This window comes from Salinibacterium sp. SWN1162 (genome assembly GCF_015864675.1).
In the GTDB taxonomy this organism is placed as follows: domain Bacteria; phylum Actinomycetota; class Actinomycetes; order Actinomycetales; family Microbacteriaceae; genus Rhodoglobus.
Map to the genome: position 1 here is coordinate 701636 of NZ_JADYWT010000001.1, position 23141 is coordinate 724776.

Consider the following 23141-nt stretch of genomic DNA (forward strand, 5'->3'; position numbering starts at 1 on the left):
CCCCGGCATAACGTTACGGAATGATTAACTTTGGCTATGAGCGATCGCTGCCGCTAGCGTTCTGCGGTCACGAGGAGTTCGCCGACCTCGCACTCAAGCGCTTCGCACACCGCAAACAGCGTTGAGAAGCGGATGGCGCGGGCCCGATCGTTCTTGAGAATGGACAGGTTCACGACGCTCACCCCCACAATTTCGCTCAACCGCGTGAGCGTCATCCCCCGTTGCTCAAGCAGTTCATCGAGCCGACAGTGGATGCCGGTGACGCCGTTGTCGTACGCCCCAGGACGGATTCTCTCGACCTGCGCTTATTACGGGCACAGAACATAAGCTTGAATCATGAAATTCCAGCGGCGGGTCATGGGCGCCCTTATGGCGGCCGCTGTGCTTGCGCCGGCGCTGGGAGGCTGCACGTCTTTCGGTGACCAAGAAAGCGATCTCGCCATCGCCGAACTCACCCCTTCGCAACACGAGCTACTCGTGGAGAGCGTCGCGAGCGTGCGGCAGATTGCGGGCATTGGTGAAGTATCTGCCACCGCGATCGCGAGCGAGCTGTGGGAGAGCGCCGTCATGGTCCAGGTGGATGTGAGCGAAGGCTTTGCGTCGGAACAGACGCGAGCCATTGCCGCAACGATGAATCGAGCATCCGACAACGACCGAGAACCTCTGCTGCCTGCGGCATTCACCATTCGAGTAGCGGGGGATGCTGCTGGCAGTTTTCGGGTTGCAACCCTCGGGCTTGATCCGGATGTGGTGGTCAACAACTTCACCTACTGGCAAGCGATCGAGGAAGCGGCCGGCACTGAGCTCAATATGATCCTCTTCCCCAGCGGTTTCGATGACGGGGTCTATTCGCGAATAGTCTCAGCGCCCGGTGGAGTGCCTTCGCACGAAACGATCACCCAGTTCATTGATAACTACGACGCGATCGCTGCGATTGTTCCGCTTCAGGCGAGCGACGGCAACTTGTTCTCCAACGGCAGCAACGGCGGTAACGGCGGCTACGAAGGGTGGTCGCTGCCTGGGCTGAGTGCCAACGGTCCACTTCCGCCGAAGGAAGTTATTGAGCTCGTCGACGAGATCAGCCAGTTTGTTCCACTGCAAGAAAACTCCTGGTATGACCTCGGTGAAGACCTCCCCGAGTATTCACCGGAGGGGGTGACGGTGCGCTGGACGGATGACGACACCGTAGTGCAGGGCCGGGATGTGTCGATCTTCTCCGGCGAATATCGTGAGGAAGATTGGCCAGCAATTGTGGCTGCTGCAGCGGGCACCACCACTCTGCCCGGGTTGGACTTTCGGTACTTCTCTTTCGAGCGCGAGTTTCGATTTCATGTCTCTCCCTGCGATGGATCAATCGAGCAGACCGCAGACGACCAACTACTCTTCGATGCCCTCTCGGCGAGCGGCATTGCGTCGGTCGAAGACATCGCTCCGGGGTTCTGCACCCCTGACTACTACTAGCCGCTAGCCCACGCCTGCGCACGGAACCTCGGGAGCTGGTCTACGCGTTTCTTAGCGCTGGCCGTACCCAGTCACGCCTAGGGCGAACAGCGGACTATTTCGCGATTTCTCTGGTTAGTCTCTTTACATCGGTACCGAATCTGTAGCGGTATCTAAGGAGTGAAGAGATGTTTGAGAGATTTACCGACCGCGCCCGTCGTGTAGTCGTTTTGGCCCAAGAAGAGGCCAAGATGCTCAACCACAACTACATCGGCACTGAGCACATTTTGCTGGGCCTCATCCACGAGGGTGAAGGTGTTGCCGCTAAGGCGCTTGAGTCTTTGGGTATTTCGCTCGACTCCGTGCGCGAGCAAGTGCAAGACATTATTGGCCAGGGTCAGCAGCAGCCGACCGGCCACATCCCCTTTACGCCGCGTGCCAAGAAGGTACTTGAACTGAGCCTGCGCGAAGCGCTGCAGCTCGGTCACAACTACATCGGCACCGAGCACATCCTGTTGGGTCTCATCCGCGAGGGTGAAGGCGTTGCCGCTCAGGTTCTGGTGAAGCTTGGCGCTGACCTCAACAAGGTTCGCCAGCAGGTCATCCAGCTGCTCGGTAGCTTCCAGGGCAAAGAAGCTGTTGCCGTTGGTGGTAACGACGCTACGCCTGACAAGGGATCGCAGGTTCTTGACCAGTTCGGCCGCAACCTCACTCAGGCGGCTCGCGATGGCAAGCTCGACCCCGTTATCGGTCGCGAGAAGGAGATGGAACGCGTTATGCAGATCCTCTCCCGCCGCACCAAGAACAACCCCGTACTCATCGGTGAACCCGGTGTCGGTAAGACGGCTGTTGTCGAAGGCCTCGCCAACGCAATTGTTGCCGGCGACGTTCCCGAGACGCTGAAAGACAAGCAGCTCTACTCGCTCGACCTCGGAAGCCTCATCGCTGGTAGCCGTTACCGCGGTGACTTCGAAGAGCGCCTCAAGAAGGTGACCAAGGAGATCCGCACCCGCGGCGACATCATCGTCTTCATCGACGAGATCCACAGCCTCGTGGGTGCCGGCGCTGCTGAAGGTGCCATCGACGCAGCCTCCATCCTCAAGCCACTTCTGGCTCGTGGCGAGCTCCAGACCATTGGTGCAACGACCCTCGACGAATACCGCAAGCACTTTGAGAAGGATGCCGCGCTCGAGCGCCGCTTCCAGTCCGTGCAGGTGCACGAACCTAACCTGCCGCACACCATCAACATCCTTAAGGGACTGCGCGACAAGTACGAGTCGTTCCACAAGGTATCCATCACCGACGGTGCCATTGTTGCCGCAGCGAACCTCGCCGACCGTTACGTCGCCGACCGTTTCCTGCCTGACAAGGCCATCGACCTGCTCGACGAGGCTGGCGCACGCCTGCGTCTGTCGATCCTGTCGGCACCTCCCGAGCTGCGCGAATTCGACGACAAGATCGCCGATGTTCGCTCACGCAAGGAAGGCGCCATCGAAGACCAAGACTTCGAGAAGGCCGCTAGCCTGCGCGACGAAGAAAAGAAGCTGCTCGGAGAGCGTCTTCGCCTCGAGAAGCAGTGGAAGTCGGGCGACGTCGGCGCGAGCGGAATCGTGGATGAAGGTCTGATTGCCGAAGTTCTGGCAGCAGCAACCGGCATCCCCGTCTTCAAGCTCACCGAAGAAGAGTCCAGCCGCCTTATCTTCATGGAGAAGGCACTGCACATGCGCGTCATTGGTCAAGAGGAAGCCGTCTCGGTTCTCTCCAAGACCATCCGCCGCACCCGTGCTGGTCTCAAGGACCCCAACCGCCCCAGTGGTTCGTTCATCTTCGCCGGCCCGACCGGTGTCGGAAAGACCGAACTCGCCAAGGCGCTCGCGGAGTTCCTGTTCGATGACGAAAACGCTCTCATCTCACTCGATATGAGTGAGTATGGCGAGAAGCACACCGTGTCACGTCTGTTCGGTGCCCCTCCCGGATTCGTAGGATTCGAAGAGGGCGGCCAGCTCACCGAGAAGGTGCGCCGCAAGCCGTTCAGTGTTGTGCTCTTCGACGAGATCGAGAAGGCTCACCCCGACATCTTCAACTCGCTCTTGCAAATCCTCGAAGAGGGTCGCTTGACCGACGGCCAGGGTCGCGTGGTGGACTTCAAGAACACCGTCATCATCATGACCACCAACTTGGGTACTAAGGACATCACCGCTGGCCCCATGGGCTTCCAAGTGGAAGGTGACTCGGCAACGAGCTACGACCGCATGCGCGGCAAGGTTGTTGAAGAACTCAAGAAGCACTTCAAGCCTGAGTTCCTCAACCGTGTTGACGAGACCATCGTCTTCCCGCAGCTCAACAAGCCTGAGTTGCTGCAGATCGTTGACCTCTTCATCAAGCGTCTCTCTGAGCGCATGATGGATCGCGACCTCACCGTCGAGATCACTGCCCCCGCCAAGGAGCGTCTCATCGAAGTCGGGTTCGACCCCGCCCTCGGTGCCCGACCGCTTCGCCGCGCAGTGCAGCACGAAGTGGAAGACGCTCTCAGCGAGAAGATCCTTCACGGCGAGCTCAACGCCGGTGACCACGTTCATGTTGACTTCGTTGACAACAAGTTCGTGTTCGTCACGAGCCGCCAGCCCGGTCTCCCCGAAAAGGAGCCGGCCGAGGTCGAGGCCTAAACCTCAGCCCTCACTCCAGACGACAACGGCTGGGCAACACCTTCGGGTGCTTGCCCAGCCGTTTCGTCATGTGCGGCAGGGGAGCAGCACTGCGAGCATCAACGTGTCGGAGAAACCCGCAGCGCGGTGCGACGCTGGGCGCTCCGCCAGCGGTACCGTTGCTGCGTGACCACCTTCAGCATCCGCCCGGCACGAACGCACGACGTGCCGGCCATTCAGAGCCTCATCGAACCACTGGTAAACGAGCGCATCCTGCTCGGCAAAGACCTCGTCGTGTTTTATGAGGCGGTGCAAGAGTTCCGTGTTGCCGTCGCTCCCGACGGCTCTGTGATCGGATGCGGGGCCCTGCATGTGATGTGGCACGACCTGGCTGAGGTGCGCACGCTTGCCGTCGACACCGATTGGCTCGGTAAGGGTGTCGGGCACGGATTGATGGATCACATCGAGGCGGATGCGCGCACGCTGGGTCTCGACCGCCTATTTTGTCTCACCTTCGAGACGGCATTCTTTGAACGCCACGGCTTCGAGCCTGTCGAGGAAGAGATTGTCGATCCGACCGTTTTCGCCCAGTTAGCGCTCTCTCCCGACGAGGGTGTGGCCGAATTCCTTGATCTTTCGCGGGTTAAACCGAATACCCTCGGCAACACGCGCATGCTGAAGCGTCTTTAGAGGCCTTTGACGCTTAGCCTTGCGGTATGTCGACGTTCAGGAATCCAGTCGGCCCGCAGTCAAGCAGCGTCTATTGGCGCCGGCGCTTGATCGTCGGGTTAGGGCTCGTTGCTGTGATCGCAATCATCCTCTTGATTGTGTTCGGCCCCAAGGCCTCGTCTGGCCCCGCCTCGACCTCGCCCAGCGCGGAACCTTCGGCAGTTGCCTCAAGCGCTCCCGCGGCAACGAATGCATCGGGTGTAGTTATTTGCGATCCCGCGAAACTCACGCTCGACGCCGCAACGGATGAAACAACGTACGACGAGAATCAGAACCCCCAGTTGTCGTTCTCTATCACGAGCACGATGACGGAGCCGTGCGCTATCGAGGCCGGCAGCGACATTCAAGAGTTCGTGATCACCAGCGGTGACGACGAGATTTGGAATTCGACGCACTGCCAGACGGAGGGCGAGCCGCGCACCATCGAACTGCAGCCAGGCGTCGAGGTGAAGTCGAGCACGATCGAGTGGGATCGCACCCGCTCGGCCCCCGACACCTGTGAGTCGGATCGACCGGCCGTCACGGCGGGGGGCGCCAGCTACCACCTTGAGGTCACGGTCGGCGACATTAGCTCTGAAAGCACTAAACAGTTCTTGTTGAACTAACCCGGATAGGCCATGTCTTCTTCAACCTCTGCGGCGCAAAGCGCCGAATTTAGTTCCCCCATGCTCGCGCAGGCGCTTGAAGCCGGCGACCCCACATCGGTGGCGCTCGCACTGCGCAACGATCGAGTGATGGTTCCCATGCTGGTAGAAATCGGCAACGGCGACAGTGCGGCGGGTGCTGCCGAGCCTCAAGTGCGGGTCTTCCGGCGCGGGGATGCTGACAAGTACATGCTGTTGCTGTTCTCGTCGGTTGACACCTATGTGGCGATGCTTCCTGAAGAGTTAGATCACCAAGTCGTGGCATACCGCGCGGAGGACCTCCAGGCTTTTCTGGAGACCAATAAGGGAGTGCTTGAGTCCGTCTGGTTTGACGTGGCCGGTCCCCACGCGATGCAGGCATCGGCCGACGACATTCTGGATGCCCTCACACTTTCGTGACGGGCGTCGCCACGCCTGATTTTTTTCTTCCCTCGGGACCGAACTAGTTTGGTTCGACCGCTGACCCAGTTCAGGGGACAAATGGGTCAAAATAGACCATTTACAGCTAATTTCGGCACTCTTTAGGGTTACATCCAGACTCGCGCCGCCATCAATGTTATAAACAGGCCTTTCTATCCCCTGTCTGAGCCAGTTACTCTGTTCCACGTGGAAGACAACAGTTTCGGTGTGCCAGCGGGATGGTACCCAGACCCTCTAGGTTTGCCCCAGTTGCGTTGGTGGGATGCCCAAGCGTGGACTGAGCACACCTCAGACGCCCGTGCCCCTATCGTTGTGCAGCCGTCAGCGACCAAGCTGGCCTTTGCGGATGACGATGACGACTTCGAGGATGACATCGGCGGATACCCGTCGCGTCGCTCGCAGCGCGATAACGATCGCGATGGTGCCGAAGGCTTCCTGACCACCGAGACTCTGAGCGAACCGGAGCCTGAGACGGCGCCCGTTCATGATGAACTCAGCGCTCAGCCTCTACTGGCGATGACACTGCGTGAACTCGAAGCTCCGGCCGACGAGACGCGCGAAGTCGACGAACCTCTGCTGCTGCCTAAGGCCGCCGCCGCTCACGCGAACACTATGCCCGGCGCATCCACGCTGAGTTCCTATGCCGAAGAAGAGGCAGCGCCTGAGCGCGAGATCCGCCAACACCGTACTTACAACGCAGCAGTGTGGCTCATCGCCATTTTGCCGCTCGTGCAACTCCTGACCAGCATGTTCCTCATCGCGGGTGCGGGGCTCGGTGCGAACCTGCCGCTGCTGCTCGTTGTCTGGATCGCTCCCTACATTGTGGTTCTCGGCCTTGCCGCGTACGACAACCTGCTTCTGCAGGTATGGGGTCACGAGAACCCCGCAAATGCTGCGTGGGCATTCTTGACCGCGCCGGTCTACCTGGTCATGCGCGGTATCCGCACTATGCGCGAGACCGGTAAGGGCATCGCCCCGATCGCTACTTGGTCAGCAACTCTCGTCTCTCTCGTAATCGGCATGCTGATTCTTCCGGGGCTCATCATTTCGCTCATCCCGCAGACGTTTAGCGGTCAGATCGAAGATTCGATTCAGGCGCAGGCGTCAGCGCTCGGCGCGAACATTGAACTCGACTGCCCGGCGACACCGCCGGTGCTGATCGGTGACACCTTTACGTGTCGCGCAGTGAAGCCCGCAAATGGGCAGAGCGACTCGATTCTGGTGAGCTTGCAGCGCGAAAACGGCTGGATCAGCTGGCGCGTAGAGGACTGGGGCATTTGGAGCTTGTTCGGCTAGCCGCTCGGCTTCCACAGTTTTAGCTGCAACGGCGGCTCGTCTTCAGGCGGGTCGCCGTTGTTGCGTTACGGGGCGACGATGTCGCGGCGACCGCTTCGCTTGACCACGGCAGCCGCAGCGGCGAACCACGGGGCTGCATGAAAGCTCAGTGAGGCCGGTGGCCTAGAACTCGGGAATCTGAACGCGCTCGTCAGTGGCGCCGGCGAAGGCGAGGCGCAGCGCTTCGCGAACATGAGCAGCCTCTGAATCGATCACGGTGCCAAACCCGAGACGAGTCGCTTCGGCGCGCCGCTGCTTCGACGAAGAGGCGGGGCGAATTTCGCCTGCGAGGCTGATCTCGCCTACGACAGCCATGGTGGCCGAGAAGGCTTTGTCTTTGTACGCGCTGGCAATGGCGAGAGCGATCGCCAAGTCGGCGCCGGGCTCAGTGACGCGGATGCCGCCCACCGTCGAGACATACACGTCGAAGGTAGACAGCGGAATTCCCGCGCGCCGCTCGAGCACCGCCAGCAGCATGGCCACGCGCGAGGCGTCAACGCCGTTCACGACGCGTCGCGGCTGGGGAGCTTGGGATTTCACGATGAGCGCCTGAACCTCTACCGGGAGGGCACGTCTGCCTTCTAGGGCGATAGTCACGCACGTGCCGCTGACGGGCTGACGTGCGTGGGAGAGGAACAGGCCACTGGGGTCGGAGACTTCGGCGATGCCTTCGCCGGTCATCTCAAAGCATCCAACTTCTTCGGTGGAGCCGAAACGGTTCTTGTGTGCGCGCACAAAGCGCAGCGCGGTCTGGCGATCGCCCTCGAACTGCAGCACGACATCCACCAGGTGTTCGAGCAGGCGGGGCCCCGCGATGTTGCCGTCTTTAGTGACGTGACCGACGAGCAGAATGGGCAGGTTTTGGTCTTTGCTGACACGGATGAGGGTGGAGGCGACTTCGCGCACTTGCGATGGCCCGCCGGCGATTCCCTCAGTCGCGGCGGAGGCGACGGTCTGCACCGAGTCGACGATGACGAGCTGGGGTTTGACGTGGTCGATCTGGCCGAGGATGGTGCCGAGATCAGTTTCGGCCGCCAAGTAGAGCGAGGGGTGCAGAGCATTGGTGCGCTCGGCCCGCAGCCGCACCTGACTGACTGACTCTTCGGCTGTGACGTACAGCACGCGCTGGCCGGATGCCGCTGCGCGCGACGCGACCTCGAGAAGTAGCGTCGATTTACCCACGCCGGGCTCGCCACTCAACAGAATGGCGGCGCCGGGAACCACACCGCCGCCGAGCACGCGGTCGAACTCGGCGATGCCGCTCGGCCAGTGTGCGACCGACTCAGCCCCGATCTCGGTGATCGAGCGTGCGCCGCGTGCCTCAGAGACCGCGACGGTGGAGACTCGTTTCGTGATGCCGGTGGCAGTGCCCGCGTCGGTCACCGTGCCCCACTGCTGACATTCGCCGCAGCGGCCTACCCATTTAATGGAGGTCCAGCCGCACTCAGTGCAGCGAAAATTACTTACAGCTCGGGCCATGGTTCAAGAGTAGGCGGCACGACTGACACCGCTACGCGAGGGTGAGGAACAGCTTCTCGATATCGTCTTTCGTCATACCGTCGTGGTTGCCCTGACCATCAGCGTCTTCGGTCGAGCATGACTGCAACGCGTTGGCGATGATCATGAAGCCAGCGCGATCGAGGGCCTTGCTCACGGCCGAAAGCTGCGTCACGACATCTTTACAGTTCGAGTCCGCGCCCATCGATTCGATGAGGGCGCGAAGCTGTCCCTCGGCGCGCTTGAGGCGATTCATCACCTTGCGCATCGCTTCGGGATCGTGGCCAGCATCGGCAGCAACTGCCGTGCTCTCCGCGGTGGCGGTGGCGGTGGCTGCAGCATCCGTCGTCATGATCAGTTGCCCTTCGCGACAGGCAGGCCAGCGTTGCGCCACGCCGACGTGCCACCTTCAACGTTGACGGCGTCGAAGCCTTGAGTGCTGAGCCATTCGACGGCCTGAGCGCTGCGTCCGCCACTTTCGCAAATGACGTAGACGGTGTCATCGCGGTCGATCTCTTCGACGCGGGCGACAAGTTCACCGAGTGGAATGCTGGCCGCCGCGGGCGCATGCCCCGAAACGTATTCGACCGGTTCGCGCACATCAACGATGACGGGGTTGGTGAGTTCAGAGAGTGTCTTGGGGGTGATGGTGATCATGAGGTTCCTTAGGGGTGAATGAGGTGCGTGAGCGATTGGTGGAGGGCGAAGCCGCTGGTCTAGGCAGTGGCCGCACTCCACGTGCGGTAGCCACCGTCGAGGTTCACGGCATCGAAACCATTCTGGGCGAGAATGCGCACGGCGGTGTGGCCGCGCTGGCCCACCTGGCAGTGCACGATGACGCGGCGGTCACCGAGTTCGTCGAGGCGGCCGCGAAGCTCGTCCAGCGGAATGTTGACGGCGTGCGGGATGGCGCCGCGTTCGAATTCGGCGGCAGTGCGAACATCCACCAGCAGCGTTCCTGCCGCGAGTTCAGCGTCGATTTCGTGCCACTGAACCGAGGCGCTGAGGTCGTCGCGAAGGTTCTTCGCAACATAACCGAGGTGGTTGATGGGGTCTTTGGCGGAGCCGTACTGGGGCGCGTAGGCGAGTTCGAGGTCCGCGAGAGCGCTCGCGGTAATGCCGAAGCTCGTGGCGGTGGCAAGAACGTCCATGCGTTTGTCGACGCCCTCTTGGCCCACGGCCTGAGCCCCCAAAATAAGGTCGGTCGTGGCATCGACAATCAGCTTGAGCGAGAGCGACTGAGCGCCGGGGTAGTAGCCAGCGTGAGACACGGGGTGGGTGTGAATGACGCGGATGTCGCGGCCGGCGGCCCGCAGCGCACGCTCAGTCGAGCCGAGGCTCGCGACGGTCAGATCGAAGACTCCCACGATCGCTGTGCCGAGGGCGGGCTTCGAGGCCACATCGTCGCCCGCGAGGGTGTCGGCAAGGTAGCGGCCGTCGCGGTTGGCGGGACCGGCGAGGGCGACGAGCTCGTGCTCGCCACTGATCGCGCCGATTTTTTCGGCGACATCGCCCACTGCATAGATGTGTGGCTCGCTGGTCTTGTAGCCGGCGCCGACACGGATGCCGCCCGAGGCTCCAGTGGCGAGGCCAGCGTGTACGGCGAGGGCATTGTCGGGCCGCACTCCAATCGCTGCGACGACGACGTCTGCCGCGACGCTCGTGCCATCGCTGAGGCGCACGGAGGAGGCATCCACCGTCACCGCTTCTGTTCCGAGGCGTAGGTCGATGCCGTTGGCGCGCAAATGGGCTTCGACGGGCGTGACCATCTCGGCATCGAGAGTGCCCAGAATGTGGGCGGGGCGCTGTACAAGGGTGACGTTGAGGCCGCGCTTGGCCAGGTTCTCGGCCATCTCGACGCCGATATAGCCAGCGCCAAGCACGACTACGTTCGCGGTCGTTGGGTCGAGGTCGCCGAGGGAAGAGTCGAGGGCGTCGACGTCTTCGATGTTGCGAAGCACGAGCATCCGCTCGCTGCCGGGGATGGCCGGGATAGCCGCACTCGCGCCGGTAGCAATGACGAGCTCGTCGAAGTGCTCAGTGTTTGTGGTGTCGTCGTCGCGGTTGTGCACCGTGATGGTGTGGCCCGCCGGGTTGATCGCGGTGACTTCGTGGTTGACGCGAACGTCGAGACCGAAGCGGCTGCCGAGGCTGGCGGGCGTTTGGAGCAGGAGCTCGTCTCGCTCGGTGATGACGCCGCCCAAGTAATAGGCGAGGCCGCAATTGGCGAACGAGACGTGACCGCTGCGTTCGAAGATCACGATTTCGGCGCGCTCATCGCGGCGACGCATGCGAGTGGCGAAGGACATTCCGGCCGCGACGCCACCAATGACGAGGATGCGACGGGGGCGTGGGGTACTGGCGGAGCTCATGGTTCGAGCATACCCCTAGGGGTATGACAGCCCACTGCGTGTTCTCGTCGGGCGAAACTGGGTGGGCGTCAGATTGCTGAGGAATGCGCGATTTTGCGCCGATCGTGTTTACGATGGAGCGACGAACAAGGGAGCTTCCACGTGGCCAGCAACAATTTCGATCCTCGGTTCGATGCTGCATTCCAGCGTGGCTACGCAACGGGGGAGCCCGGCGCGGAGGCCGACGCCGCGGAGGCCGACATCTTCGCTCCGCTGATGCCGACGCCGACGCCCAAACCTGCGTCTTCGCCAGTGCCGCCAGTGCCGCAAGCGCGACCAGTGCCGTCTTCGTCGCCTGCCCAGTCACCCTCGCTCGCACCGGAAACGGCGAACTCTCCTGGTCAGCAGGCAGGGCAATCGCAGTATGTGGATGACTCGGGAGAGCCGACGGAGGTGGCGGCGCCGGCCGAACCCACGAGTCTCGCTCGCAACCCATGGCTCTATGCGCTGTGGGCCCTCGGTATCGGCGGGCTAGCCGCCGCTTCGACCGCTTTATGGTGGGCCAACAGCATCCTTTATGGCGTGGGAAACATCGAGGTGGCGAGTTACGAAATGGTCGCAACAGTGCAGTCGCTAGCGCCGATCGGGTTCTCGTTCGGCTCACTTTCTCTGGTCGGCGCGCTGCTCCTGCACGGGCTCAGTTGGATGCGCCAGAACTCGTGAACGCACGTCGCGGATATCTGTACTAAACTCTCTCCCGGTACCGTGTCCGAGCGGCCGAAGGTGCAACTCTCGAAAAGTTGTGTGTGTGAAAGCGCACCGTGGGTTCAAATCCCACCGGTACCGCCAAAGAAAAGCCCCAGATTCTTTTAGAATCTGGGGCTTTTTTGTTCGCTCGGGAGGGTGGATCGGGCTTCGCGGTGGCGCTAGCGCTCGCGGCGACTGGGAGGCTTCAGCGCAGAAAAGGCGGCTGATATGGTGCAATCGCCAGATCGATTAGTCGCTCTTCTGAACCGAACGAAAGTGGTGCCGTGAACCCTCTTGACACTCTGCTCGACGAACTCGCCGTTCGAGACCTCTCCCACCGTTACGCCATGGCTCTCGATAAGAATGATGTCGAGATCTGGCGGTCACTGTTTTCGCGCGATGTGGTTTTCGAGAGCGGCTCCTCGGCGCCCCGCGGATATGACGATGTGGTGCGCATCCCGGAGGATCAGCTGAAGCGCTACGCCAAGACCCTGCACTCTGTCACCACTCAGCAGATCCGGGTTGATGGCGACACCGCGACGGGAGAGGTCTACTGCATTGCGCATCACCTCTATGAAGATTTTCATCAGAACGAGCGGCTGCCGTTCGATCTCGCGCACAACTTTCTTATTCGGTACGAGGATGAGTATGTGCGCGAAGAGGGGCGTTGGGTTTTTTCTCGACGACGCATCCTCACTGAAGCGCGCTTCGTACACCAGATCATTCCTTCGGCGACCTAAGGCGTTCTAGGCGTTCTAGGCGCCCTAGCGACCGCCGAGACCCCAGTGGTTTTTTAGCTCGGTCGGGAAAAACGGTTTTGCCCCCCGAATGGCCGGGTCAAATCCCCAAGAGTCCCTAGTTTACGTGCTCCGTGTGCCCCGTTTTGGGTACGCTCAGTCCCCGGAAGAGGGGACTATACGCGCGCCGAGGGCTCGCGTAGCGTTCAGTTCGTGGGAAAAACCGGGGGGTTTCGAGCGCGACGCACAGTCGTACGCGCATTGGGAATGTTTGCGATCGTGGGGGTATTAGCTTCAGGCTTGGCGTTCTCTTCGCCGACGCCAGCAGCGGCATCGGGAGAGGGCACTATCCTCTCGCTGGTCAACAACGCACGGGCAGCTGAGGGCCTTGGCCCGTTGAAGTTGGACTCGTCGCTGAGCTCGGTATCGAGCGCGTGGGCAAAGAAGATGGCGGCCAACGGGGTGATGGCTCACAATCCAAACTATTCGTCGCAGATCAAGAGCGGCTGGACTCGTGCAGCTGAGAACGTTGCCCGTGGCTGGACATCACCGACCGCCGTGCACGATGCGTGGATGGACTCCTCCGGGCATCGCGCCAACATCATGGGCGATTACACCCACATCGGTATCTCGTTCCTCACTATCAATGGCACGACGTGGGCCGTTCAGAACTTCGCTAAGTACGGCAAGAGCGTTCCCGCACCGGCCGTTACGCCGAGTGGCGTCGAGCGCCTCTCCGGTGCTGACCGCTACTCGACCGCAGTTGCAATCTCGCAGGAATACAAGCCCGGCGTTGACGTCATCTATGTCGCAACCGGCGACAACTACCCGGATGCGCTGAGCGCTGCGCCTGCCGCCGCGATGCAGGGCGGGCCTCTTCTCTTGACACCACCGACAGGGCTTCCCACGGTCGTCAAGAACGAAATCAAACGTCTCAAGCCGGCACTCATCGTCGTCGTCGGTGGTGAAGGTGTGCTGTCGAAATCCATCTACTCGCAGCTCTCTAAGCTCGCCCCGAAGATTCGCCGCGACGGGGGAGCGAGCCGCTACGAAACCTCGCGAATCGTGGTCCAGCGGGCATTCCCGCAAGGCGCGGACACCGCATTCTTCGCGACGGGTGCCAACTACCCCGATGCGCTGAGTGCGAGCGCCGCAGCCGGCAGCACGGAAAGCCCCGTCATCCTCATCGATGGCAAAGCTAACGGAGTCGACAGTGCGACAGCCAAACTGATCGACCGCCTCGATGTCTCGGACATCATGATTGCCGGCGGAACCGGAGTTGTGTCATCAAAGGTCATGAAGGCGCTGGATGCCCAGCCCGGCATCGACTCCACCACCCGCTATTCCGGTAGCGACCGCTATGCGACATCGCAGGCGATCAATGACGCCAGCTTCGATACTGCACCGCGCGCGTTCTTCGCCGTCGGTACTGGATACGCGGATGCGCTCGCCGGAGCTGCTCTTGCGGGCAACACGTCGGCTCCGCTCTACGTAGTGCCAGGTAACTGCGTGCCGAAGAGCGTCGTCGGAAACCTGAAAGACTTCGACACCTCGAACCGGGTGCTGCTCGGTGGAACGGGAGCTCTCGGCAACGGAGTGGCCAAGATGACTCCCTGCTCCTGATCGCGACTGACAAGAGCCCCGTACTCCGCAAGGAGTGCGGGGCTCTTGCGTTGCCCGCTGCCGCTCAATGTCTGCGGCCTAGCGTTTAGCGTTCGATCGGGTGTTCGCGCTGCTGTGGCGCGTCGAGCTCTGCGATTTCGAGCTCGGTCGCCATCCGGAATCCGCCGCTCGCTGGCGTCTCGATAGCGTGACGCGGTTGCCCTCGAGTTGCCCACAGGCTCGCGCCGATGGAAGTGGCGAGGATGAGGAAGATCACACCGAGCGACAGCGTGGTGGAGATGTAGTACACGTCGAGGAGAAGCATCTTGACGCCGACCCAGACGAGCAAGAGGGCGAGCCCAATCTTCAGGTAGATGAAGCGGTGCATGAGGTCAGCGAGCAGAAAGTACATTGCGCGCAGGCCCAGGATCGCGAAGGCGTTCGCGGTGAAGACAAGGAAGGCTTCATCGGTGACCGCGAAGATTGCTGGGATCGAGTCGACCGCAAACACGATGTCCGTGATTTCGACGAGTACCAAGACGGCCAGCAGCGGGGTGGCAAGCAGCACGCCCGCTTTGCGCACGACGAACTTCTGGCCGTAGAAGGCATCCGTCATCGGCACGCGGCGACGGAAGATCTTGAGCACCACCGACTTCTCGGGGTTGTAATGCTCGTTGCGCTTGCGGAGCATCTGGATGCCCGTGAACACCAAGAAGGCACCGAACACGTAAAGCACCCAGGCGAAGCTGCTGAGCAGCGCTGCGCCGGCGGCGATAAAGATGCCGCGGAACACGAGAGCGCCGATGACGCCGAGAAACAGCACCCGGTGTTGAAACTGCGGCGGCACGGCGAAGGCCGAGAAGATGATGGCCCAGACGAACACGTTGTCGACCGCGAGTGACTTCTCGATCACGAAGCCGGCGAAGTATTGCTGGCCGAACTCTGCGCCGAACAGCCACCAAATGATGCCACCGAAGGTCACGCCGGAAGCGACCCAGACGACCGACCACGCTGCGGCTTCACGCACGCTGATGACATGGGCGGTGCGATGTGCAATCAGGTCGATCGCGAGCATCACGAGAATGACACCGACGACAGCGAGCCAAGCCCACAGGGGAACGTTCATGAAACAACTCCAGAATGTTAGAAATTCTGGAGGTCTCGTCGAGCCTTTTCAGGCCCTAGCTGCACCGGGCCATGATGACACGACCGTAATGACGATGAGCTTCGCGGGGACTACTCCCCTCCGTGCTCATAACTGAACCATAATTCCGGATGCCGCTCAACGGGTCAGCGCCCGGATGAGGTGTTTTCTCAGCTTGCGCCGGTGACCGTGCGGCTCTTCGAGAGGGCTGATCGCTGATCGCGCTGCTCGCAGGGGCGCTGTTCGTGCGCCTAGCTCAACGAGACGTCGAGCATGTCTTCGAGGGTCTCGCGCACGAGAGAGTCGCGGGTGTCGCGGCTTCGAAAGTTGACGAGTTGGTAGGCAGACGTGGCATCCACGAGTGCGAAAAGAACGAGGGCGACGCGCTCGGGGCTTACGGTGGCGAACTGGCCGGCATCCTGACCCTTACCGATGATGCCGATGGCGAGCGCGTGCCAGGAGTCCATTGACTGGCGGGCGGCTGCGGCGAGCAGGTCGTTGCGTCGGCCGAGGCTCCACGCGTCTGCCCAGACTTCGCCGACGTTGTCGCGGGTCGGATCAGCGAGAGCCTCGAGAAGAGCGCGAAGCTGGTCGAGTGGGTCGGCGGGGGCGTGCGCGTGTCGTGCGACCTCGGCGATCTCTTTCTCGGCGATCGACTCGAAGGTGGAAGCCACGAGGGTTTCCATGCTCGGTTCATAGTGGGTGATGAGGGGCGCGCTGACTCCGCAGTGCGCGGCAAGGCTGCGCAGTGAGATGGCGGCGAGGCCACGAGTCAGGGCGATCTCTTGCGCTGCTTCACGAATTTCGGATGCCCGTTCGGTGGCGTTTCGTCGTCGGGTTGTGCCTGCTGCCATCCTCGCAGTGTAGCTGCTATTGACTCTTATTGAACAGGTGGTAAATAATGGAGGGATGAACACCATTAACTGTGACGTCGTCATTGTCGGAGCCGGCGCCACCGGCCTCACCGCAGCACGCGATCTTGTCGCCGCCGGCAAGACCGTGATCGTGCTTGAAGCGCGTGACCGCATCGGCGGACGCCTGTGGACGAACTCCATCGACGGCCAAATGTATGAGATCGGTGGTCAGTGGGTATCGCCCGACCAGACCGCTCTCATCGACACGCTCGCCGAGTTGGGCCTCGAAACTTACTCGCGCTATCGCGAGGGCGAGAGCGTCTACGTCTCGCAGGATGGTGTGGCTCGCCGCTTCACCGGAGACATCTTTCCGGCGGGAGCCACGACCGAAGCGGAAATCACTCGGCTCATTGCCGTACTCGACGAACTCGTCACCGAGCTCGACCTGCAGGCCCCGTGGGAGCATCCGCGGGCGGCAGAATTCGACCGCATCTCGTACCGCGCGTGGCTCGAAAGCCAGAGCACGGATGTTGAAGCGATCGACAACATTGCCCTCTACGTTGCCGAGGCAATGCTCACGAAGCCCGCTCACGCATTCTCGCTGCTGCAGGCGTTGCTCATGGCGGCCAGCGCCGGCAGCTTCAGCAACCTCGTCGACGCCGATTTCATCCTCGACAAGCGCGTCGTGGGTGGCCTGCAGCAGGTGCCGCTCGTGATGGCCGCCGCCCTGGGCGAAGATGTCGTACGACTGTCGCAGCCGGTGCGTGAGATCCAGTGGAACGCCACGGGCGCGACCGTTACGAGTGACGGACTTAAGGTCACGGCGCAGCACGTGATCGTGGCCGTGCCGCCGAACCTTTACGACCGCATTGACTACGTGCCGGCTCTGCCACGCATGCGTCAGCAGATGCAGCAACACTCGTCGCTCGGTCTCGTGATCAAGGTGCACGCGACCTACGCGACCCCGTTCTGGCGTGCGGCCGGGCTTTCGGGCACGGCCTTCAGTCCCTACCAAATGGTGCACGAGGCCTACGACAACACCAACCACGGCGAAGAGCGCGGCACCCTCGTGGGCTTCGTGTCGGGAGAGAAAGCCGACGAACTGTTCGCGCTCGATCCGGCTGACCGCAAGCAGCGCATCCTCGAATCACTCGCGACCTATTACGGCGACGAAGCACTTACCCCGGCCGTGTACTACGAAAGCGACTGGGCCGCCGAAGAGTGGACGCGCGGTGCCTATGCCGCCAGCTTCGACCTCGGTGGGCTCACCCGCTACGGCGCTCTGCAGCTTGAGCCCGTTGGCCCGATTCAGTTCGGCTCCAGCGACCTCGCTGCCGAAGGGTACCAACACGTTGACGGCGCCATTCGGGTCGGACACCGGTTGGCATCCACCATTATCGACGCGCCGAAGGGCTAGCCATGAGCTGGAGAATGCCATCCGAAACTGCCGCCCACGAGCGCACTTGGATGGCGTTCCCCCGCATCGGGGAAACCCTTGGCGCGACCGACGCTGAACGCGAACTCGGCTACGCCGCCTGGGCTGACGTCGCCAATGTCGTCGCCGAATTCGAACCCGTCTCGATGGTCGTTGACCCGACTGAGATGGTTCGTGCTCGGCGGATGCTCGCCAGCAGCATTGAGCTGCTCGAAGCACCCCTCGACGAGTTTTGGATGCGCGACATCGGCCCCACGTTCGTGCTCGACGATGAGCGCCCCGGCATTCTCGGCGCCGTCGACTGGATCTTCAACGGCTGGGGAGCCCCGGAGTGGGCCGAGTGGGAGAAGTCGGCTGCGATCGGTCGTGTTGTGGCCGAGGCTTCGGGTGCCGAACTCGTGAGCTCGCTCCTCGTCGCCGAGGGAGGCGGACTGCACGTCGATGGCGAAGGCACTGTGCTGCTCACGGACACCGTTCAGCTCGACCCGCGCCGCAATCCGCTCGCCGACCGCGCTCGCGTCGAAAGCGAAATGCTGCGCACGATCGGCGCGACTCATGCGGTTTGGCTGCCGCGCGGCCTCACCCGCGACTACGACGACTTCGGCACCAACGGGCACGTCGACATTGTCGCGACGATCGCGTCGCCGGGGCGCGTGCTGCTGCACGCTCAACCGAACCCCGAGCATCCGGACCACCAGGTCATGGCCGAGATTCGGGCTGCGCTCGAAGGCCAGCGCGATGCTGCCGGGCGCGAGTTCGAGATCGTTGACTTACCCGCGCCCGCCCTGCTGCGCGACGACCACGGCTTCGTCGACTACAGCTACGTCAACCACCTCGTCGTCAACGGGGGAGTCATTGGGTGTGGCTTCAATGACGAGGTGGCGGATGCTCGAGCCGCCGCCATTCTGGGGGACGCGTATCCCGGCCGCGAGGTGCGCATGGTTGACTCTCGCGAGATTTTTGCGCGCGGAGGCGGCATCCACTGCATCACCCAACAACAACCTCAACGGCCCGGCCTCAGCGACGATGCTGCTGCCGCACCAGAACCGGGAGCGATCGTATGAGTACCTTCAACGTCGTAGAAGCGTCCATCGCCGAGTTGCAGGCGGCGCTCGCCGCGGGCACCCTCACGAGTGAAGCGCTCGTCACCGCGTACCTCGAGCGGATCGATCGCTACGACCGCAGCGGGCCCAAGCTCAACGCTGTCGTTGTTCCTAACGCCGAGGCGCTCGCCGAAGCGCGCGAATCGGATGCGCGCCGGGCCGCTGGTCAGCTGCGGGGGCCACTCGACGGCATCCCGTACACGGCCAAAGACAGCTACCTGCATCGCGGGCTCACGGCAGCGGCGGGCAGCCCCGCCTTCGCCGACCTGATGGCGATGAGGGATGCCGCCACCATTGGGGCCCTGCGCGACGGCGGAGCGATCTGCCTCGGCCTCACCAACATGCCCCCGATGGCCAACGGCGGAATGCAGCCCGGCGTCTACGGCCGTGCCGAGAGCCCGTACAACGCCGAGTACCTCACCGCCGCCTATGGTTCGGGATCGTCGAACGGATCGGGCACCGCAACGGCCGCGAGTTTCGCGGCCTTCGGCCTCGGTGAAGAAACCTGGTCGAGCGGCCGGGCGCCGGCCTCCAACAACGCCCTCTGTGCCTATACGCCCTCGCGCGGAGTGATTTCAGTACGCGGCAACTGGCCCCTCGTGCCCACGATGGATGTCGTCGTGCCGCACACCCGCACCATGGCCGACCTGCTCGCCGTGCTCGACGTGATCGTGTTTGACGATGCGGATGCTCGGGGCGACTTTTGGCGCTCGCAGCCGTGGATCGAGATTCCGGCGGCGTCGAGTGGGCGACCGGAGACGTATTTGTCGCTGCTGGTGGAGGCGGGAACTGACGCTGGCGAAGGTGCGCCGGCTGCGGCGCCTGAAGCGGATGCCACCGCTGGCTCCGCTGCTGCCGCGCTGCCGTTGGCGGGCAAGCGCTTCGGCGTTCCCCGGATGTACATCAACCGCGACACCGAGGCGGGCTCGGGTACGCGAGGAGTCGGCGGTCCGACAGGAACCGCGATCGACACCCGCCCGAGCATCCTGACCCTGTTCGACCAAGCGCGCAGTGACCTGGAAGCCGCCGGCGCCACCGTGGTCGAGGTCGACTTTCCGGCCGTCTCAAACTACGAGGCCGACCGCGCCGGAGCCCCCGCGATCGCCACCCGCGGTCTCGTGAGCCCCGAGTTCTTGAAGCGCGAAATCGTCGACCTCTCGGCGTGGGCGTGGGAAGACTTTCTGCAGGCCAACGGCGACCCGAACTTCGACACCATCGTCGGGGTCGACGGCAGCACGATTTTCCCGGTGACGCCGGGCACTCCGCACGATCACTATGACGGCTTCGAAGACGACATCGCGGTGTACCCGACGCAGGTGCGCGACCACCCGTATGCGGCATTCACCGACATCCCCGAGCTCGAAAGTGGCGTGCGCGGCCTCGAAGAAACTCGCCGCATTGACCTTGAAGAGTGGATGCGGGCCAACGAGCTCGACGCCGTAGTCTTCCCCGCGGTCGCTGATGTGGGCGCCGCCGATATGGGCACCAACCCCGCCACGGCAGCGGCCGGTTGGCGAAACGGCGTCTGGGTCGCGAACGGAAACCTCGCGATTCGGCACCTGGGCATCCCGACCGTGACTGTTCCTATGGGGCTCATGGACGACATCCGGATGCCCGTGGGAATTACCTTCGCGGGTGCTGCGTACTCCGATCTCGACCTGCTGCGTATCGGTGTCGCGTACGAAGCGGTCTCGCAGCGTCGGGTGGCGCCGCCGCGTACTGCGCCGCTGACTGACTAGGGTGGCCGTGGCGCGCTAGCGAACGCTGACGCTTGCCTGCGCGCGCGGTCGAACCCGCTGCCACGCTCACCGCTACAGCTGCTTGATCATCTCGAGTTCGCGCCGGGACTTGTCGAGTATGTAAGGGACCGAGTGCCGCGTGAGCACGTAGCCACGACCCTCATAGGCGGCGCGAGCCCGCGCGTTGTCTTCGTGCACGCCGAGCGTGAGGGTGCTGCCGTAGGTGGCTGCCCACTCTTCGATAGTCGAGAGCAGGGCATCCGTCACGCCAGCCTTGCGGCCGCGGAAGTCGGGCGTGACATACACACCAACCAGGAGTGGGCCCGTGGTGGCGTCAGGGACGTAGCCCCCCATCGTGCCAATCCAACGCCCGTCGGTCGTGATCGCCGCAATCGCGATGCCGCGCGGATTCTGACCGCGAACCGCTCGAAAACGCCAGTCTGCTTCGGTGGCGCTGCGGGCGCTATCGAGTCGCTCGGCAAAGCCCATCGGGGTGTCCGCGAGCATCTCAAGCCGCAGCGTGCGAACTTCGCGCCAGTCGTCGGCATCCGTTCGTCGGATCGTGAACTCTGGCGTGCGCATGATCTGGAGTCTAGTTGCGGGGCGCGACCGCGGACGCTGAAGCGGCTGAGCCCGCACGACAGCGGGAGCCTTGACAGTGAACGTATTCAGGAGCAGACTAAGCGTTCCACCCCCTCTGACAGTTTGATGTCACGGATTGCAAGCTGTCTCGCGTTTCTACTCGAATCTCAAAGGGTCGCGCTGATGAACGCAGTTTGGAACGAAGAAGTTGCACGAGAAAAGTCTCGTGTCGTCTACAGCCGTGGGGATTTCAACGCCCACGTTGGCGACCTGAGGTTGCGACTGCGACGATCGGGCTACATTCTCGACGAGCAGTGCCAGTGCCCCGAAGAGTCGTATTGCGAGCACGTGCAGAAAGCCGTATTCCTTTACCAGAAGTTCTTTCGACTGCCGCTGTCTGGTCGAATCGACGTGCAGACGTTGAAGCTGATGTCACAGATTCGTTGTGCGTGCCCTGACGTTCCCGCTGAGGTGGTGCGCGCAGAAGACCTCAGTTCTGCGGGAGATCCCGAGACCGACCCGTTCACGATCCAGTTCAACTCACAACCATGGCCTCGTTATGACTTGACCTACAACGTCTACAACTCCACCCCCGATATGGCGGGCGAGGTGGATGCGATCGATGCGGCCTTCGACGTGTGGGCTGCGGTGTCGCCGCTCACCTTTGAGCGAACGGGTGGGCTTAGCGCCGACATACAGTTGGGTTGGGAGACCGGAGACCACGGTGACGGATCTGCATTCGACGGCCGCGGTGATGTGGTCGCACATGGGTTCTTTCCCGAGGATGGGCGAGTCCATTTTGACGAGGCTGAGACGTGGCGGGACTGGGCTCACCTCCCTCCTTTTACGTGGCCCGGACCCTCGATTGAGTTGCTTAGATTTCTCTCGTCGCAAGACCTTCGCAACACAGCGATCCACGAGATCGGCCACGCACTTGGGCTGGGACATTCGCGCGAAGGAAGCGCGTCGATGTATCCGTACGTCAATAATGGCGACCACACTCTGGCCGAGGAAGATATTCGCGGCATCCTCAGCCTGTATCCGTTCCGCGTGGGGTTCCGAGACCGTGCTGCTGTCGCGCACCTGCACGCTTTTGCCGGCGGAAGCCACTCAGCGGTTGTCGATCTGGGGCGCGAGCGCCGGTTCTTGGCATGGGGCGAGACAACGTTCGTTGACCCCCTCACCGACTACGACCGCGACAACGGCATTGCCATGGACATTTTCACGGTCGACGGCACTTCCCCAGCCGCGGTGGGCACCGGCGGCGAGCATCTTGGCGCACCAGGAGCACCAAGCAATCTCTTCCCCGGCGCAATCGTGGGCCGGGGGCGTCGGGTGCAGTTTCGGCTGAGCACTTTCCATTCTTCGGATCTCGAAGCGTACGGAGTCGGATGCATAGTGGTGCTCGACGACTGAATCCATCAGGGCCCATCATCATTGGAGCGAAAGCATGAACATATACATCGTCTACGACAAGAAAACTGGCGAGGTCGTGCACACCGCCAGCTACTACGAGTTGGGAAACGATGATCCGGTCGCGGCACCGGAATCTGACGTGCTCGCACTCGCACACCATGAATCGGGGCGCAAACTTTCCGAGCTAGCCGTCGCGAGGGCACCGGAGACATTCGACCCCAGCGACCGCACGAAAACCCTCTCCGTCAATCCCGCTAAAGGCGTCTGCTCAGTCGCTGATCGCAAGCCGAAGACCGGGAAGAAGGCCAAATAATGGACGCGCATCAAGTGAACCTGTGGAATTTTGGTTCAGGCTCGACGACAGCGGAAATCAACCTTGGGCGTCGGCGCAGTTTTCTCGCCTGGGGAAGCGTCACATTTACCGACCCCCTGACTGACTACGACCGCGACAACGGTGTTGCGATGGAGGTGTTCCAAATTGATGGCAGCACTCTGGGCTCGGTCGGCAGTGGGGGTGCGCATTTGGGCAGCTCGGGTTCCACGTCGAACCTTCGCCCGGGCGCGTTCCGTGGCTCCGGTCAGCGGATCACTTTTCGACTGCGCACGTTTCATGTTTCAGATTTAGAAAACTACGCTGTTGGGTGCGTGCTGGTCTTCGACTAGGGCCCCTAAGGGCCACTGCTTTACGCACACTTCGTCGGCGTCGGCGTCGGCGCCGTTG

General features: G+C 62.3%; 23 protein-coding genes and 1 tRNA gene. 16 read left to right on the forward strand and 8 right to left on the reverse strand.

Annotated features, from left to right (window positions below; all coding sequences use genetic code 11):
* Nucleotides 1-53: 53 nt before the first annotated feature.
* Nucleotides 54-290 carry a helix-turn-helix transcriptional regulator gene (locus I6E58_RS03240; RefSeq protein ID WP_197132793.1) on the reverse strand — a complete coding sequence of 79 codons (237 nt, stop codon included), beginning with the start codon at nt 288-290 and terminating at the stop codon, nt 54-56.
* Nucleotides 291-336: 46 nt separating this feature from the next.
* Between I6E58_RS03240 and I6E58_RS03245 the strand changes: the two genes are divergently transcribed.
* The 6 genes from I6E58_RS03245 to I6E58_RS03270 all read left to right on the forward strand — a co-directional run bounded on the left by I6E58_RS03245 (nt 337) and on the right by I6E58_RS03270 (nt 7174).
* Nucleotides 337-1461 (forward strand): hypothetical protein, encoded by a 1125-nt coding sequence (locus I6E58_RS03245; protein ID WP_197130344.1) that lies wholly within the window; start codon nt 337-339, stop codon nt 1459-1461.
* A 167-nt stretch (nt 1462-1628) separates the two neighbouring features.
* Nucleotides 1629-4106 carry an ATP-dependent Clp protease ATP-binding subunit gene (locus I6E58_RS03250; protein WP_197130347.1) on the forward strand — a complete coding sequence of 826 codons (2478 nt, stop codon included), beginning with the start codon at nt 1629-1631 and terminating at the stop codon, nt 4104-4106.
* 165 nt (nt 4107-4271) lie between these two features.
* Entirely contained in the window at nt 4272-4775 is a 504-nt protein-coding gene (locus I6E58_RS03255; protein WP_197130350.1) for an amino-acid N-acetyltransferase, read from the forward strand.
* 26 nt (nt 4776-4801) lie between these two features.
* Entirely contained in the window at nt 4802-5419 is a 618-nt protein-coding gene (locus I6E58_RS03260; protein ID WP_231595132.1) for a hypothetical protein, read from the forward strand.
* Nucleotides 5420-5431: 12 nt separating this feature from the next.
* Nucleotides 5432-5857: an SseB family protein gene (locus I6E58_RS03265; protein WP_197130353.1), complete on the forward strand. Its 426-nt coding sequence runs from the start codon at nt 5432-5434 to the stop codon at nt 5855-5857.
* A 228-nt stretch (nt 5858-6085) separates the two neighbouring features.
* On the forward strand, nt 6086-7174 hold the full coding sequence (locus tag I6E58_RS03270) for a DUF2510 domain-containing protein (RefSeq protein ID WP_307842071.1): 1089 nt from the start codon (nt 6086-6088) through the stop codon (nt 7172-7174).
* Between the two features lie 162 nt (nt 7175-7336).
* Here I6E58_RS03270 and radA read toward each other — a convergent pair whose 3' ends face one another.
* From radA to I6E58_RS03290, 4 genes are read right to left on the reverse strand one after another with little or no spacing between them, the layout of a single operon-like run.
* Nucleotides 7337-8692: a DNA repair protein RadA gene (gene radA / locus I6E58_RS03275; RefSeq protein ID WP_197130358.1), complete on the reverse strand. Its 1356-nt coding sequence runs from the start codon at nt 8690-8692 to the stop codon at nt 7337-7339.
* A gap of 31 nt (nt 8693-8723) precedes the next feature.
* Nucleotides 8724-9062: a metal-sensitive transcriptional regulator gene (locus tag I6E58_RS03280; protein WP_197130368.1), complete on the reverse strand. Its 339-nt coding sequence runs from the start codon at nt 9060-9062 to the stop codon at nt 8724-8726.
* A 2-nt stretch (nt 9063-9064) separates the two neighbouring features.
* Complete coding sequence (locus tag I6E58_RS03285; RefSeq protein ID WP_197130370.1) at nt 9065-9367, reverse strand: rhodanese-like domain-containing protein; 303 nt, start codon at nt 9365-9367, stop codon at nt 9065-9067.
* A gap of 59 nt (nt 9368-9426) precedes the next feature.
* Nucleotides 9427-11082 (reverse strand): FAD-dependent oxidoreductase, encoded by a 1656-nt coding sequence (locus I6E58_RS03290; RefSeq protein ID WP_197130372.1) that lies wholly within the window; start codon nt 11080-11082, stop codon nt 9427-9429.
* A 141-nt stretch (nt 11083-11223) separates the two neighbouring features.
* Here I6E58_RS03290 and I6E58_RS03295 point away from each other — a divergent pair, with 141 nt between their 5' ends.
* The 4 genes from I6E58_RS03295 to I6E58_RS03310 all read left to right on the forward strand — a co-directional run bounded on the left by I6E58_RS03295 (nt 11224) and on the right by I6E58_RS03310 (nt 14168).
* The gene (locus tag I6E58_RS03295; RefSeq protein WP_197130374.1) at nt 11224-11784 is read left to right on the forward strand and encodes a hypothetical protein; all 561 of its coding nucleotides are present in this window, start codon (nt 11224-11226) and stop codon (nt 11782-11784) included.
* 36 nt (nt 11785-11820) lie between these two features.
* Nucleotides 11821-11910: transfer RNA gene (locus I6E58_RS03300), tRNA-Ser, on the forward strand.
* A gap of 182 nt (nt 11911-12092) precedes the next feature.
* Entirely contained in the window at nt 12093-12548 is a 456-nt protein-coding gene (locus tag I6E58_RS03305) for a nuclear transport factor 2 family protein (protein WP_197130378.1), read from the forward strand.
* Nucleotides 12549-12758: 210 nt separating this feature from the next.
* Nucleotides 12759-14168, forward strand: coding sequence for a cell wall-binding repeat-containing protein (locus I6E58_RS03310; RefSeq protein WP_197130381.1), 1410 nt, complete (start codon nt 12759-12761; stop codon nt 14166-14168).
* Between the two features lie 85 nt (nt 14169-14253).
* Here I6E58_RS03310 and I6E58_RS03315 read toward each other — a convergent pair whose 3' ends face one another.
* Together I6E58_RS03315 and I6E58_RS03320 are read right to left on the reverse strand one after the other, a co-directional pair.
* Nucleotides 14254-15273 carry a TerC family protein gene (locus tag I6E58_RS03315; RefSeq protein ID WP_197130384.1) on the reverse strand — a complete coding sequence of 340 codons (1020 nt, stop codon included), beginning with the start codon at nt 15271-15273 and terminating at the stop codon, nt 14254-14256.
* A gap of 269 nt (nt 15274-15542) precedes the next feature.
* Nucleotides 15543-16145 carry a TetR/AcrR family transcriptional regulator gene (locus tag I6E58_RS03320; protein ID WP_197130387.1) on the reverse strand — a complete coding sequence of 201 codons (603 nt, stop codon included), beginning with the start codon at nt 16143-16145 and terminating at the stop codon, nt 15543-15545.
* A 55-nt stretch (nt 16146-16200) separates the two neighbouring features.
* Here I6E58_RS03320 and I6E58_RS03325 point away from each other — a divergent pair, with 55 nt between their 5' ends.
* From I6E58_RS03325 to I6E58_RS03335, 3 genes are read left to right on the forward strand one after another with little or no spacing between them, the layout of a single operon-like run.
* Nucleotides 16201-17562 carry an NAD(P)/FAD-dependent oxidoreductase gene (locus I6E58_RS03325; RefSeq protein ID WP_197130390.1) on the forward strand — a complete coding sequence of 454 codons (1362 nt, stop codon included), beginning with the start codon at nt 16201-16203 and terminating at the stop codon, nt 17560-17562.
* A gap of 2 nt (nt 17563-17564) precedes the next feature.
* Complete coding sequence (locus tag I6E58_RS03330) at nt 17565-18644, forward strand: agmatine/peptidylarginine deiminase (protein ID WP_197130393.1); 1080 nt, start codon at nt 17565-17567, stop codon at nt 18642-18644.
* Nucleotides 18641-20422, forward strand: a complete 1782-nt coding sequence (locus I6E58_RS03335; protein ID WP_197130397.1) for an amidase — start codon at nt 18641-18643, stop codon at nt 20420-20422. The genes I6E58_RS03330 and I6E58_RS03335 overlap by 4 nt, the downstream gene beginning before the upstream one ends.
* A gap of 72 nt (nt 20423-20494) precedes the next feature.
* Here the strand turns inward: I6E58_RS03335 and I6E58_RS03340 are convergent, their stop codons facing one another.
* Nucleotides 20495-21004 (reverse strand): N-acetyltransferase, encoded by a 510-nt coding sequence (locus I6E58_RS03340; RefSeq protein ID WP_129072276.1) that lies wholly within the window; start codon nt 21002-21004, stop codon nt 20495-20497.
* A 183-nt stretch (nt 21005-21187) separates the two neighbouring features.
* Here I6E58_RS03340 and I6E58_RS03345 point away from each other — a divergent pair, with 183 nt between their 5' ends.
* The 3 genes from I6E58_RS03345 to I6E58_RS03355 are packed head-to-tail and all read left to right on the forward strand — an operon-like array spanning nt 21188 to nt 23083.
* The gene (locus tag I6E58_RS03345; protein ID WP_197130400.1) at nt 21188-22420 is read left to right on the forward strand and encodes a M10 family metallopeptidase domain-containing protein; all 1233 of its coding nucleotides are present in this window, start codon (nt 21188-21190) and stop codon (nt 22418-22420) included.
* Between the two features lie 34 nt (nt 22421-22454).
* Nucleotides 22455-22733, forward strand: coding sequence for a hypothetical protein (locus tag I6E58_RS03350; RefSeq protein WP_197130403.1), 279 nt, complete (start codon nt 22455-22457; stop codon nt 22731-22733).
* Nucleotides 22733-23083, forward strand: a complete 351-nt coding sequence (locus I6E58_RS03355; RefSeq protein ID WP_129072273.1) for a hypothetical protein — start codon at nt 22733-22735, stop codon at nt 23081-23083. The genes I6E58_RS03350 and I6E58_RS03355 overlap by 1 nt, the downstream gene beginning before the upstream one ends.
* Nucleotides 23084-23141: the final 58 nt, after the last annotated feature.

Excerpts from the sequence above, each read along its gene's own strand:
- I6E58_RS03245 (WP_197130344.1), top strand. The coding sequence starts at position 337 with ATGAAATTCCAGCGGCGGGTCATGGGCGCCCTTATGGCGGCCGCTGTG.
- I6E58_RS03250 (WP_197130347.1), top strand. The coding sequence starts at position 1,629 with ATGTTTGAGAGATTTACCGACCGCGCCCGTCGTGTAGTCGTTTTGGCC.
- I6E58_RS03260 (WP_231595132.1), top strand. The coding sequence starts at position 4,802 with ATGTCGACGTTCAGGAATCCAGTCGGCCCGCAGTCAAGCAGCGTCTAT.
- I6E58_RS03265 (WP_197130353.1), top strand. The coding sequence starts at position 5,432 with ATGTCTTCTTCAACCTCTGCGGCGCAAAGCGCCGAATTTAGTTCCCCC.
- radA (WP_197130358.1), bottom strand. The coding sequence starts at position 8,692 with ATGGCCCGAGCTGTAAGTAATTTTCGCTGCACTGAGTGCGGCTGGACC.
- I6E58_RS03280 (WP_197130368.1), bottom strand. The coding sequence starts at position 9,062 with ATGACGACGGATGCTGCAGCCACCGCCACCGCCACCGCGGAGAGCACG.
- I6E58_RS03285 (WP_197130370.1), bottom strand. The coding sequence starts at position 9,367 with ATGATCACCATCACCCCCAAGACACTCTCTGAACTCACCAACCCCGTC.
- I6E58_RS03290 (WP_197130372.1), bottom strand. The coding sequence starts at position 11,082 with ATGAGCTCCGCCAGTACCCCACGCCCCCGTCGCATCCTCGTCATTGGT.
- I6E58_RS03315 (WP_197130384.1), bottom strand. The coding sequence starts at position 15,273 with ATGAACGTTCCCCTGTGGGCTTGGCTCGCTGTCGTCGGTGTCATTCTC.
- I6E58_RS03320 (WP_197130387.1), bottom strand. The coding sequence starts at position 16,145 with ATGGCAGCAGGCACAACCCGACGACGAAACGCCACCGAACGGGCATCC.
- I6E58_RS03325 (WP_197130390.1), top strand. The coding sequence starts at position 16,201 with ATGAACACCATTAACTGTGACGTCGTCATTGTCGGAGCCGGCGCCACC.
- I6E58_RS03330 (WP_197130393.1), top strand. The coding sequence starts at position 17,565 with ATGAGCTGGAGAATGCCATCCGAAACTGCCGCCCACGAGCGCACTTGG.
- I6E58_RS03335 (WP_197130397.1), top strand. The coding sequence starts at position 18,641 with ATGAGTACCTTCAACGTCGTAGAAGCGTCCATCGCCGAGTTGCAGGCG.
- I6E58_RS03340 (WP_129072276.1), bottom strand. The coding sequence starts at position 21,004 with ATGCGCACGCCAGAGTTCACGATCCGACGAACGGATGCCGACGACTGG.
- I6E58_RS03345 (WP_197130400.1), top strand. The coding sequence starts at position 21,188 with ATGAACGCAGTTTGGAACGAAGAAGTTGCACGAGAAAAGTCTCGTGTC.
- I6E58_RS03350 (WP_197130403.1), top strand. The coding sequence starts at position 22,455 with ATGAACATATACATCGTCTACGACAAGAAAACTGGCGAGGTCGTGCAC.
- I6E58_RS03355 (WP_129072273.1), top strand. The coding sequence starts at position 22,733 with ATGGACGCGCATCAAGTGAACCTGTGGAATTTTGGTTCAGGCTCGACG.